The organism is Chloroflexota bacterium (genome assembly GCA_018829775.1).
GTDB lineage: Bacteria > Chloroflexota > Dehalococcoidia > Dehalococcoidales > RBG-16-60-22 > E44-bin89.
The window spans coordinates 23912-36086 of the sequence record JAHJTL010000087.1; the positions used below are offsets into that span (position 1 = coordinate 23912).

Sequence of the window (12175 nt, forward strand, 5' to 3'; positions counted from 1 at the left end):
TTTTGTTTTGCACTACTTTAATCGGAAACCACTGAAAATTTTTTTACCTCTGGAAATATGTGCGGAATAACTGAATGCTCCAATATCGAACAGCTCCTGAATTGCGCTAGCTGATAGCTTGCTCTTGAACGTAGTCCATGTCCAGCGTCACCCCGAGCCCGGGTCGTTCCGGGATATCAAGGTAACCTTCCTTCATAACAAACTGCTCGTGCGTAACCTTGTCGCGGAAGGGGTGCGGGGAGCGGTCATATTCAAAAAGTGGTTCGGCCGGGAAGCGGCGCTCGGGAAAGTTGGGCAGGACGGCAAATAACTGCAGGGCGGCCGCCAGACCGACATTGGTCCCCCAGACGTGTGGAATAACCGGCACGTTCCAGGCACTGGCCAGCGCCAGTATCCGCATCATCTCGGTGAATCCGCCGGCGGCGCAGAGGTCGGGTTGCAATATATCCACAGCACGCCGGGTAATGAGTTCACGGAAACCGAACCGCGTATATTCGCACTCGCCACCGGCGATGAGGATGTTGGACTTCCCTTTCACCTCCACGTAGCCATCAATGTCTTCCGGCGGCACCGGTTCCTCCAGCCAGTATACATTATAGGCTTCCATCTGGCGGGCCAGCTGGATCGCTTCCGCCGCATTGTAGGCATGATTGGCATCAACCATCAGCCTCATTTCATGGCCAATGGCTTCCCTCACCGCTCGAACGTATTCCATATCGGTGTCAATTCCATAGCCGACCTTGAGTTTCATCGCCGAGAAGCCAGCCTTCTTGTAGCCAAGTGCCTCTTCCACGAGTGCATCTTTTATACTGGGCACATGCTGCGGTTCATAGAGACCGGTAGCGTAGACATGTGCCCGATGGCGATAGCCTCCGCCCAGCAGTTTGTAGACGGGCATACCGAGCGCTTTCCCTTTGATATCCCAGAGGGCGATATCGATGGCGCTGAGGGCACAGACGGGCAGTCCCTTCTGTCCCTGGTCCCTTGTCCGGTTGTATAGGAAATCCCATATGACACTGCTCTGAAAGGGGTCCGCCCCGGCCAGCAGCGGTGCATAGGCATCGTTTATCATGGTGGTGGCTATCCTGGCTGGCCCGCCGACATACATCGCTTCCCCCACACCATCGATTCCCTCATCGGTGGAAACCACACACAGGGCCGTCTGGCGTCGGTCGGTCACCCACTGCGACCAGCCAAATGCCTTGTCCTCCAGCAGCTCTTCCAGCACATAGGTAGTGACACCGGTTATTTTCATCTTCCCGCCTATTTCTTTGTCGTCTTACCGGCTTTCTCAAGGGCCATTTTGGCCCCCTTGAGGAGAAAGGTATCGTCCGCATCAACGGTATTGAATATGAACCCCTTTTCCAGAGCCCACTCAACGTTCTCAGAGATACAGAACATGCCGGCCGGCTTGCCGTGCTTGTCCGCGGCTTGCAGAACCCTGTCGAACGCTTCCTGATATTGCGGTGCATCCCAGTCCGGAGGCACGCCAAATCCCAGGCTAACCGAGAGGTCCCATGGGCCGATATAACAGGCATCAATGCCCGGCACGGAGAGAATCTCATCCAGGTTGTCGAGCGCCTTTTTGGTCTCAATCTGGATGGTGATGAGAAGCTCATCGTTGGCCGTCTTGAAGTAGTCGGGGTCGAACATGCCGGCACGCCTCGGCCCCCACCCCCGGATACCCTCCGGCGGGTACTTGCAGTACCTCACCGCATTCTCCGCTTCTTCCCTGGAGTTCACCCAGGGGATGAGCACGCCGTAGGCACCGATGTCCAGCACCCGTTTTATCACTACCTGGTCGTTCCACTGTGGCCTCACAATGGGTATACAACCACTTCCGTTCATTGCCTGCATCATGCGCTGCAGCGTCTCGTAACCCGCCGGCGCATGCTCGCTGTCGAGCAGCAGCCAGTCAAATCCCACGCGTGAAAGCCACTCCGCCACATCCGGATGTCCCACCATGACGAATGTGCCGATTACCGCCTCGCCCTTCTTCAACTTTTCCTTTAAAGGGTTCTTCAATACGTTTACCTCCTGTCTGTCCTTATATTTCAGCTGAAATCCGCCACATTCTAACAGACCCCTTTTAAGGCTGTCAAAATAACAATGAAAGATTGCTCAGACAGGCCGAGTTTGCTTTTGCCTTGACAAATTTCTATACAGTCAAATAATATTGGCCGAAAGGAGGACGCAATGAAAGTCACCGATATGGTCAGCACCCCGCTGTCGGTACCGCTCAAGTGGCCATTTAAGAACGGTTTTGCCGTCGACAGGGTCAATCCGGTGGTGGTTCAACTTTTCACCGATGAAGGACTGGAAGGGATTGGCCTGGCTTTCACCTGGAATGACCAGCGTGTGAAATCGCTGAAAGCCTGCATTGACGACCTGAAAGAGACCGTAGTGGGGCAGGATATATTCCGCTGGGCCGAGGCCTGGCAGAAACTCTGGAATGATACCAGGTGGATGGGGCATCAGGGGTATCCCATCTATGCCCTTTCCGCCATCGATACCGCGCTCTGGGACCTGCGGGCGAAAGCCGCTGGCATGCCGGTTGCCCGTTTGCTCGGCGGATACCGTGATGAAGTGCCCGTATATGCCAGCCACCTTCTATTTTGCAACTGGAGCATTGACGAATTGCAGAAAGATGCGGCTTCCCTGGTGAAGCAGGGCTTCCGCGCCATGAAAATGAACATGGGCAATAAACCGTTCCAGGTTGAGCTGGAAAGGCTGAAGGCGGTGAGAGAGGTGGTGGGGGACGACATTGATATAATGGTTGACGTGAACTGGGTGTGGACGGTGCCCCAGGCAGTTCAGATGGGGCGAGAGCTTGAGAGGTACCACGTGTACTGGCTGGAAGACCCGCTGCCCAGCAACGACCCCGCGGACTGGGCCCTGGTCACCAGTGCCCTGGGCCTGAGGGTTGCCGGCGGTGAGACGCTCTCCAGCAAACACGATTTCCGCCGCGTGTTTGAGAACAAGGCGCTGGATGTGCTGATGCCGGACCTGCAGCGGGTTGGCGGGGTTACCGAATGGATGAAGGTGGCCGCGATGGCCGAGGCCTGGAATTTACCCGTGGCCAGCCACGTCTTCCACGAATTTTCCGCCCATCTGGTGGCCGCCATCCCGAACGGCCTCATCGTTGAATATATGCCCTGGTGGGATTTCATTTATCAGGAGCCGCTGCCACTCAAGGACGGCTATATCAGAATCCCCGATAAGCCAGGGTTTGGGCTGGAACTGAACCCGGATATTGTCCAGAAATACGCAATGAAATAGCGTTAAAGCTGGCTCGCCAAGGAGGTAACAGAAGTGCAAAAGCTCGGGTTTATTGGCGCCGGACCGGTGGGCACTGCCTTTGCGGTAAACCTGTCGAAGCTCGACTATCAAATCATCGGTGTTTTTGATGTCGTCAAGGAGGCAGCGCAGCGATTTGCCGATGATGTCACCGGGTGCCGGGTCTATGACAAGGCTCAGGAGCTGGTCGATAGTGCCGATATGGTCTTTATCACCACTCCCGATGATATCATCCCCAGGGCCGCCGCCGAACTCAAGTGGCGCACCGGACAATCGGCCGTCCACTGCAGCGGCGCCAGCACAGTGCACTCATTGGACTCCGCCAGAGAACAGGGCGCCATGGTGGGCGCCATTCATCCCTGCCAGACCTTCGCCGGAAGGGAACAGGCCATCGCCAATCTGCCCGGTTCCACCTTCGCCATTGAATCCGAGGAGCCCTTGAAAACGACGCTCACCGAAATCGCCAGGGCACTGAACGGTGACCTGGTTTATCTCACCTCCGAGGATAAAGCCCTCTACCACGCCGCCGCCTGCATCGCCTGCAATTACTTTTGCACCCTGGTTGATATAGCCACCGACCTCTGGCAGAATTTCGGCAAGTCCAAAGAAGAGGCAGCCAAGGCGTACATCCCGCTCCTGCAAGGTGCGGTAAACAACATCGCCAGCATTGGCTTTCCCGGTTGCCTTACCGGGCCTATCGCCCGGGGGGATGTCAAGACGATACAAAGCCACCTCGTTGCGCTGGAAAAACACGCCCCTGATATACTGCCTCTCTACAGAGAGCTGGGGCTCAAGACCATACCCATTGGCATCGCCAAAGGCACCCTGAATGAGGACAAAGCCAAAGAACTGCGGTCTCTGCTCGAAAATAAAAAATAGACACAGATGCCAGGAAGGAGAACGTAATGAAAGTTACCGGGGTCAAGACCTATCTTTACCATGGGCACTTCAACTGGCTGCTGGTCAAGCTGGAGACGGACGAAGGCATCGAGGGCTGGGGTGAGGCGACCACCCAGTCTTCCGAACTTGCCACACAGGCCCATGTTCACACAATCGGCGATAATTACTTGGTCGGTAAAGACCCGCGGCAGATAGAGCTGCACGTCAGCACCCTGCTGCGGAACAGCTACTGGAAGCCGTCATTCGTGATATACAGCGCCATCAGCGGCCTTGAGATGGCCATGTGGGACATCCTTGGTAAAAGCCTCAACGTGCCCGTCTATACCCTGCTCGGTGGCGCCTGCCACCCTCGCCTCAAGATGTACCACAACGGATGGTGGTTCGGGGCCAAATCACACGATGACTATGCCAGGCTGGCCAGAGACATGGCGGCCAAAGGCGCCAAAGCACTTAAGTTCGACCCCATGCAGGGAATGGATACCTTTATTGATACCAAACAGTTCAATCGAACGGTCGAGGCAGTCCGCCTGGTCAGGGAGGCGGTCGGCGATGATGTTGAGCTGATGATAGACGTTCATGGCCGACTGAGCCCGGATAACTCTATCCGGCTGGCAAGGGCAGTGGAACCTTATCGCCCTTACTGGTGGGAGGAACCCATACCCACTGACGCCAGCCTGGACGACCTGGCCCGGGTCGCCCAGTCAATAAATATACCGGTCGTTGCCGGCGAGCGCCTTTATACCCGCTGGGGTTTCCGCGACCTGTTTGAGAAACGGGCGGCGTCAATTATAAACCCGGACATCGCCCGCGTGGGCGGCATCCTGGAAACCAAGAAGGTCGCTGACATGGCCCATGCCTATTACATAAGCGTCAACCCCCACAGCGCCAGCGGCCCGGTGCTCACCGCCGCCAGCATACAGATGGAAGCGGCCACGCCTAACTTTCTCATCCACGAATTTTTCTCCATCGACCTCCCGTTTTATGAGGAGGTAATTAAGGACCCATTCCCGGTGATAACAGATAATAATTACATAGAGTTGCCCACCAAGCCCGGGCTGGGGATAGAGATCGATGAGGCAGCGCTGAACAGACGACCCTACAAATATGTTGACCTGGGTGCCTTCTGGGCAACCCATGACGATTGGAGAGAAATTACCGGCCGTAAATAATAAGCAGGACGCTTTACATTCGAGATGATGAAAGGACTACCGTTCAGGGTCTGGTCTCTGGTCACGATAACGCCTGTTTTCGCGGCCATTATTATCCGCATTATCTGGGAACTGGCGGTTAACTTCTCGACCAGCGGCCTGCTCATGTCAGCTCTGGTCATCATCGGCGTTCTCGGTCTGTATGCTCTCCTCTTCTACCTCATCCTGAAGCCGAACCTTAAATTGCTTACCAGCCTCCCCGTCTGGATTGGCATCGCGGTACTGATGACCGGCGGCATGATTGGTGCCAGCATCCACCTGACGCGCTTTCTTCCATCGCATCAGTCCGAGCTGCCCTGGAGCCTGGTTCTCGCCCTGCTCTACGCCTTCGCCATGTTCAATGCTTACTGCATACTGCTCTGGTTTGTCTGGTCGCTCTGGAAAAAGAAACATCGGAAAGAATGAACCATGGACAGAGAACGGTTCGAGTGGCTCGTGTTCAAGGCCGTTGACGACCTGCCCGACGAGTTCCGTGAACGTATGGATAACATCGATATCGTGGTGCAGGACAAGCCGACATCCAGCCAGCTGGCCGAGGCCGGGCTGAGGCGCAGCGAAACCCTGCTGGGTCTCTACGAGGGTGTGCCCCTGACCCGGCGAAGCCGTTCTTACGGCATGGTGCCACCGGACAAAATCACCATTTTCCAGAAGCCGATTGAGGCCAGGTGCCGCGGTGATATTGAAATCCAGCGGGAAGTTCAACGCGTGGTGAAACATGAAATCGCGCACCACTTCGGCATTGGCGATGCCAGGCTGAACCAGCTGGAACGGGATAAATAATATTAAAAATTGTTATTTATCTTTAAATAGCGCTAACCTCTCGGCCGTTTTTCCGTTTTATATATATAGAGTTAGTTCTCTGAGGAGGTTTACACTGGAAATGAACAAAATCAGGATATCAATAGTCAGCATTATTCTGGTAACTTCGCTTCTGTTGGGCGGTACCGCCTATGCTCAGGAAGAAGAATTGCCCGATCCCGGAATCACGCCGGACAGCCCCTTCTACTTCTTTGACACATTCGGCAAGAAAATCGGCCTTATGTTCACCTTCGGTGATGAGGCCAAAGCGCAAAAGGCCCTCGAGTATGCCGAAGAGAGGCTGTCCGAAGCCAATGCCATGGCGCTGAAAAACAGGCTGCAAGAGATGAGTCAGGCAGCGGGCAGCTATGAGGAATTCATGGCCATGGTTCAGGAGAAGCTGCAGGCGGCAGTCCAGCAAAATGCATCGGCCAATATATCGGAAAAAGTGGCACTGGCAACGGAAAAACACCTGACCGTCCTCGACCGGGTCAGAGACAGGGTCCCGGAGGAGGGCAAAGAAGCCCTTAATCGTGCCCGGGAGAGGTCGCTCGATGGGCAGCAGAATGCACTGCGCGCCCTTGCCAGGCATAGAGTAGAGAGAGCCGTCGAGATTAACCTGGACAGCATCCAGAATCGCCTGCAAAGAGCCCTGGAAAAAGCGAGTGAAAACGCCACTGATGAAGTGGAAAATGCTATTGAAGATGCGGAAGCGCTGCGCCGATTTGGCCAGGAGATTTCAGAAACCGCCAGAGGGCTCAGCGAAAATACTACAACGGTGGATGAACTCGTGGCCAGAGCCACCGCGGTACATCTGGAAGTCATGGCCCAGGTTCACGAAAAAGCACCCGAGCCAGCCAGAGAGGCCATTGAAAACGCTATGGCCAACGCGCTGGAAAATCGCGAACAGGTTATTGAGCGACTCAAAAACCGGGCGGCTCTGGGTGATATAGCGGAGGACGTTCCGGCACTGCAGCAGGTCCAGGCTGAGGTGATGGAGAGAATACAGAGTCGAATCCAGGAGAGGCTTTTGGAAGTAACTGACAATCAGTCCGCCGAACAGGTTCAGGAAAGAGTCCAGGAGCAGCTTAAAGAAACAGTGCAGGAGCAGATATCAAATCCGAATTCAGAAACACCCCAAAATACCAGTTCGGACAACGCGAGCGAAGTAAATAAGAGTAAGGGAAGATAAAAGCAGCTCTTGCCTGAGGTCAGACTTCAGACTTCAGCTCTTTGACCATGTACTCGCCCAGTGAGCTGTAGCCAGATTCGGTGCGGTAGTATTCTCGGGCCCCGACCCCGCTCAGCACCAGCATCTGCCCTGCCCGAAATTCCTCCGCAGCAATTCGCTCCGCCTCCCGGAGAAGTGCCCTGCCGATTCCTTTATGCTGTGCGGCGTCCGGTCGCTGCTCGGCCAGCGGCACCTCGGGACCGAAAGTATGTAGCTCCCTGATTATGGCCAGGTTCCCCTCCTGTTCCGGCCCTAAAACCGGCACCGGTCTATCCTGAATCCGCATCCGCAGCAGGCCGAAAAGCGTTTCCTTTTCGTCTTCAAAAGAAAGGAATATCTCCCGGCCGTCGGACGCCTCATAGTCGAGACGCGTCAGCCGAGGTTCACCTATCTCCCAGCCATCCCTCGCCCGGTGTCCGTATTCACGGCAACGGATGCACTGGCACTCCAGCCCTCGCTCCTGCAGGCGCTCTCTCAACAGACCGCGCAGGGAGTCTCTGGGGCCACCGGTAATGAATTGCGGCGGTATATCGCGCAGCACCCGGGAAATCCTGACGTACCTGGGCACCATCGCCTTTATATCCACCAGCAGATTGACCATGGTATCGAAATCGTACGGAATGAAACGCCCTTCCTGATACCACTTTTCCAGCTCGGTCCCCTCCACGACCATGGTCGGGTACAGCTTCAGCCCATCCGGCCGGAAGTGGGCATCGTCGAATAGCTTTTTGGATAACTCAAGGTCTTGCTCGGGGTTGGAGCCGGGCAGCCCGGGCATCCAGTGATAGTACACCTTAAAACCGTGTTCCTTGAGCAGCGATGTGGCACTCACCACGTCTTCAACCAGGTGTCCCCTTCGGACCAGGCGGTAAATATCGTCATCCAAGGTCTGCACGCCGAGTTCAACACGCGTGGTGCCAAATTCGAGCATGCGCTCGACCTCCTCCTGACGGCACCAGTCGGGCCTGGTTTCGATACATAATCCGGTGCAGCGGTGATTGGCAGACTCGTTTAAGCGCTTCGCCTCTTCCAGCGTCGCTGACTCCCGCTCGTTCAGGGCATCATAGCACCCCTTGATGAACTCATACTGATAGTCCAGCGGTTGCGCCAGAAAAGTCCCGCCCATGACTATCAGCTCCACTTTATCGGTGGGGTGGCCCATCTCCTCGAGCACGTGCAACCTCAGTGCTACCTGCTGACCGGGGTCGTAATCGCACCGCCTGGCCCGGAGGACGGCTGGCGATTCTGGCGTATAGCTGCGCGGCGTGTTGGCGAAGGTCGGGCAGTACAGGCACTGTCCCGGGCACTTCATAGGCCGGGTCATGGCCGCCACCGGCGTCACTCCTGATATGGTCCTGGCGAGTTTTTTCATCACTGCCCTGCTATAATGTAATATCGATTTCAGTTTATCAGATTTGTGCTGATGGCAACAGTCAGGGACGTATTCGACCAGATTGCGCCGAGCTGGTATAACTTCCGGCACCGGTCCATCTTCAGACGTGAACTGGAGTCGCTGGCGGAGCGGTGGGGAGGAGGCCGGCTGCTCAACCTGGGCTGTGCCCACGGTCCCGATTTCTCGCCCTTCGCGCCCAACTTTGAATTGCACGGCGTGGACCTATCCACGGAGATGCTCAGGTTTGCCCGGAAATACGCGCAAAAATACGAATTCAGGGTAAACCTGACCCTTGCCGACGTCCGTTCCCTACCGTATCACGATAACACCTTTGACCATGCCATTTCGGTCGCTACGTATCACCATGTGAAAGGCGAAACCGATAGACTCGCCGCGCTGCGGGAGCTCAAACGCGTACTGAAACCGGGCGGCGAAGCCTTTATTACCGTCTGGAATCGATGGCAGCCAAGGTTCTGGTTCAAAGGCAAGGAGATTGCGGTACCGTGGCGGACCAAAGAAAAGATCCTTCACCGTTATTACTACCTGTTCACCTATCTTGAACTGGAAAAGCTGGTCAATGAAGCCGGTTTGGAGGTGATTAAATCCTTCCCCGAACACGGCTACCGGTTCCCACTAAAATATTTTTCCAGAAATATCTGTCTCCTGTTGAGAAAGGCTTAACCACACCAGTAAAAAGGTGTAAGATAGAAATATGTTATTGAAAATCAAGTGTCCTGCATGCCAGACCGAGGGCAGTCTATCGCTGGTTGAGTCCAGCTATGAGGGCCCATACCGCTGCTGGAAATGCCGTGCCCTCTTTTCCATCGTGCTGAAAAACAATAAACTCACCTCCTGCGAGCCCCTGACTGAAGAGGATTTGCAAAAGCAGCAGGAAATCAAGGCCCTCCAGGACAAGCTCAAGCGGCAGTTTCCTGGAAGACAGGATACGGGCTAGTTCCCCGCCGTTTGCCAAGTTATTCTCTTTCTGGCTATACTTTTAGTTACCATTTCACGTCATCTTGGAGTATTTATCGTGAATAGACGCAGCGACGTAAATAAACAAAGGAGGCTCCCGCCAATGCTTATCCCAACTATCATCATGGGGGTGATTGCCGTCGCCCTGCTCTATATCGCTTATCAGCGAGGGGGCGGAGAACACGTTGTCGGTTTGAAATCAGCCGGCAACCTGCTGGTTCAGATTCTTCCCCTGCTTATTTTTGCCTTTATCGTCGCCGGAATGGTACGGGTACTTATTCCCCAGGAATTAATCTCGAAATGGGTTGGCGCAGAGTCAGGATTTCGCGGCATTCTGATTGGCTCGGTGCTCGGTGGTATTATGCCAGGTGGACCCTACGTCAGCATGCCCATTATTGCCGGACTACTGCGGACCGGGGCAGGCATTGGCACGATGGTGGCCCTGATAACGTCCTGGTCATTAATTGCCATTGCCCGGTTGCCAATGGAAATCGGTATTTTGGGATGGAAATTCTCCTTGATTCGGCTGGCCTGCGTTTTCTTTTTCCCACCGATTGCCGGTCTTATCGCCAGCAAGCTCTTTTCCAGCATTGAAGTGGTTTAAATAAAAATCAGTCAAAGGAGGACACAGTAATGGCGAAAGTAATCAACATGGTCTCCACGGAATGTCAGCCAGAGGTCGAGGAAGAATTCAACAAATGGTATGACGAAGTGCACATCCCGCTGCTGTTCAAGTTCAAGGGAATGAAGAAGGTAACCCGCTATAAAATACTGAATAAAACCGGCGAGTTCCCGACCTATCTGGCGATTTACGAATTTGAAAGCCTGTCTGAACATCAGGCATATACAGACAGTAAGGAACTGGCTGCCGCCAGGGCCGAGATGAGTGAGACCTGGAAGAAAGGTGGATGGGAAATCAAGTCGCGCATGCAGTATGAGGAAATGAAGACCTGGGAAAGGTAAAATACTTACTTTTCTTTCTCAGCTTTGGAGGCTCGCTTGCCTCCGAAGCTAACCGAATGTTAGAATAATATTTGTTTGTTAAACGTATGGGCCGCTAGCTCAACTGGCAGAGCAGCTGACTCTTAATCAGAGACCAGATGTTCCACTCAGTTCCGCCAGATACGATTTGGTAGTGTCCTGTCGATGACCCTGCGTCAGTTTGTATCTGGCTGTGCCACTCTGTGCCGGGTGGTGCTAACCAGTATGGTGGCGAAATGGTGGCAAAAATGGAAGACCGTTACGCTACAGTTCGGCATGCTTTAGCGGCTCCGCGGTGGTTAATCCTTGAACAACCCTCTGGGCAACGGTGGATGCGGCGGCAGAGCCGGCAAGAAATCAGACGGCTTCCATCCTGACGAAGATGGTTCACTAGGCTGCTCGGCTTTTCTGACGGCAGGTGTTGGTAAATACGCTGGAGCCGCCTCGAATTTTGCATTTGCCCTCAGGAACTCAATTACGGGCATCCAGTTTCCTGCTGCCACCTCGGATTTAAGCGACTTGATAAAAGCTGAGAAACCATCCGGTCTCAGGATGGAAAAGTCCTGTGATTTCAGCCGCTTAAGCCAGGAATCAGAATCCTCGTCACTGTAGGTGGTTCCTACGGTGACCCTCCCCTCAGGCGAGACAAGCACCCGGGCTGACCCTCCAATCAAGTTGTCCACCTCCATCCTGACTCTGTTCAGCAGCCGGTCAAGGCTTGCCTCGATAATAGTTTTGGACTCCGCGTCCAGATAGATTTGCAACTTGTGCATGGTGTCGACTAGACTTTTTGCTTCCTCTACTCCACTATCCAGCATCTGCACAAGGTCGCGAACTTTGTCTTTTACGGCACCCATCAGCTACCCCCTATGTTCCCCAAGGCGTCTTTTAGGTTTCGGTCTAAGAGGGAAAAATAACGAAACTGGTTCTTATTTGTGTCCGTCCAGAGCCTGATAGAATTAAGCATAACAAGAACAAGCGGCAAGCAATCCTCGTAGCCTGCAGAAGTCGGGTTCTGGAGTAGGTTCAGAATGTCTCGCGACTTGGCGTCCTTCTTTGTCTGTTGCTGCGCAACACCGGCTTGCCGACCCGCCTCAATTGCCTTGGCATTAAGAACCTCGAGCTGCTCCAGAGTTGCTCTAATCCTAGCCTGGTACTCCGCTTCCAGCTCCTTTTGCCTCTGGGTTTTGGCTTGAGTCTCAACTAGCCCAGTTCTCGCCTGGCTGATTTTCTTTTCTATCTCCTCCAGGCTGCCATAGGCTTCAATTGCTTTCATAACGTCTACGGCCTCGCCGTATTTCATCGCTGTCTCTCTTATCAACGTAATCGTTTGAAGGCTGAATTTACGGCGCAAAAGGTCTTCGCACATCTCAATGATTGATTTGAGGTGCA

At 54.3% G+C, this 12175-nt stretch carries 15 protein-coding genes; 10 read left to right on the forward strand and 5 right to left on the reverse strand.

Annotated elements, in window-relative coordinates; all coding sequences use genetic code 11:
• Positions 1-106: 106 nt before the first annotated feature.
• A complete protein-coding gene (locus KKD83_08675) occupies positions 107-1255 on the reverse strand; it encodes a mandelate racemase/muconate lactonizing enzyme family protein (GenBank protein ID MBU2536220.1) in 1149 nt (382 codons plus the stop codon).
• An 8-nt stretch (positions 1256-1263) separates the two neighbouring features.
• Positions 1264-2025 carry a hypothetical protein gene (locus KKD83_08680; protein ID MBU2536221.1) on the reverse strand — a complete coding sequence of 254 codons (762 nt, stop codon included), beginning with the start codon at positions 2023-2025 and terminating at the stop codon, positions 1264-1266.
• 171 nt (positions 2026-2196) lie between these two features.
• On the opposite strand from KKD83_08680, the gene KKD83_08685 reads away from it, so the two are divergent.
• From KKD83_08685 to KKD83_08710, 6 genes are all read left to right on the forward strand, one after another.
• Positions 2197-3279 (forward strand): mandelate racemase/muconate lactonizing enzyme family protein, encoded by a 1083-nt coding sequence (locus tag KKD83_08685; protein ID MBU2536222.1) that lies wholly within the window; start codon positions 2197-2199, stop codon positions 3277-3279.
• Between the two features lie 33 nt (positions 3280-3312).
• Positions 3313-4176, forward strand: coding sequence for a DUF2520 domain-containing protein (locus KKD83_08690; protein MBU2536223.1), 864 nt, complete (start codon positions 3313-3315; stop codon positions 4174-4176).
• A gap of 26 nt (positions 4177-4202) precedes the next feature.
• Positions 4203-5366 (forward strand): galactonate dehydratase, encoded by a 1164-nt coding sequence (gene dgoD, locus KKD83_08695; GenBank protein ID MBU2536224.1) that lies wholly within the window; start codon positions 4203-4205, stop codon positions 5364-5366.
• Positions 5367-5390: 24 nt separating this feature from the next.
• Positions 5391-5810, forward strand: a complete 420-nt coding sequence (locus KKD83_08700) for a hypothetical protein (GenBank protein MBU2536225.1) — start codon at positions 5391-5393, stop codon at positions 5808-5810.
• Positions 5811-5813: 3 nt separating this feature from the next.
• A complete protein-coding gene (locus tag KKD83_08705; GenBank protein ID MBU2536226.1) occupies positions 5814-6185 on the forward strand; it encodes a metallopeptidase family protein in 372 nt (123 codons plus the stop codon).
• 100 nt (positions 6186-6285) lie between these two features.
• Positions 6286-7395 (forward strand): hypothetical protein, encoded by a 1110-nt coding sequence (locus KKD83_08710; GenBank protein MBU2536227.1) that lies wholly within the window; start codon positions 6286-6288, stop codon positions 7393-7395.
• Positions 7396-7414: 19 nt separating this feature from the next.
• Here KKD83_08710 and KKD83_08715 read toward each other — a convergent pair whose 3' ends face one another.
• Positions 7415-8806: a tRNA uridine(34) 5-carboxymethylaminomethyl modification radical SAM/GNAT enzyme Elp3 gene (locus KKD83_08715; GenBank protein ID MBU2536228.1), complete on the reverse strand. Its 1392-nt coding sequence runs from the start codon at positions 8804-8806 to the stop codon at positions 7415-7417.
• Between the two features lie 51 nt (positions 8807-8857).
• On the opposite strand from KKD83_08715, the gene KKD83_08720 reads away from it, so the two are divergent.
• From KKD83_08720 to KKD83_08735, 4 genes are all read left to right on the forward strand, one after another.
• The gene (locus KKD83_08720) at positions 8858-9508 is read left to right on the forward strand and encodes a class I SAM-dependent methyltransferase (protein ID MBU2536229.1); all 651 of its coding nucleotides are present in this window, start codon (positions 8858-8860) and stop codon (positions 9506-9508) included.
• Positions 9509-9539: 31 nt separating this feature from the next.
• Complete coding sequence (locus KKD83_08725; GenBank protein MBU2536230.1) at positions 9540-9782, forward strand: hypothetical protein; 243 nt, start codon at positions 9540-9542, stop codon at positions 9780-9782.
• A gap of 123 nt (positions 9783-9905) precedes the next feature.
• The gene (locus KKD83_08730; GenBank protein ID MBU2536231.1) at positions 9906-10406 is read left to right on the forward strand and encodes a permease; all 501 of its coding nucleotides are present in this window, start codon (positions 9906-9908) and stop codon (positions 10404-10406) included.
• A gap of 29 nt (positions 10407-10435) precedes the next feature.
• Positions 10436-10765, forward strand: coding sequence for an EthD family reductase (locus KKD83_08735; GenBank protein MBU2536232.1), 330 nt, complete (start codon positions 10436-10438; stop codon positions 10763-10765).
• A 317-nt stretch (positions 10766-11082) separates the two neighbouring features.
• Here KKD83_08735 and KKD83_08740 read toward each other — a convergent pair whose 3' ends face one another.
• The gene (locus tag KKD83_08740) at positions 11083-11640 is read right to left on the reverse strand and encodes a hypothetical protein (protein MBU2536233.1); all 558 of its coding nucleotides are present in this window, start codon (positions 11638-11640) and stop codon (positions 11083-11085) included.
• The coding region (locus KKD83_08745) for a hypothetical protein (protein MBU2536234.1) at positions 11640-12175 on the reverse strand (536 nt) is incomplete at its 5' end. The genes KKD83_08745 and KKD83_08740, both read right to left, overlap by 1 nt.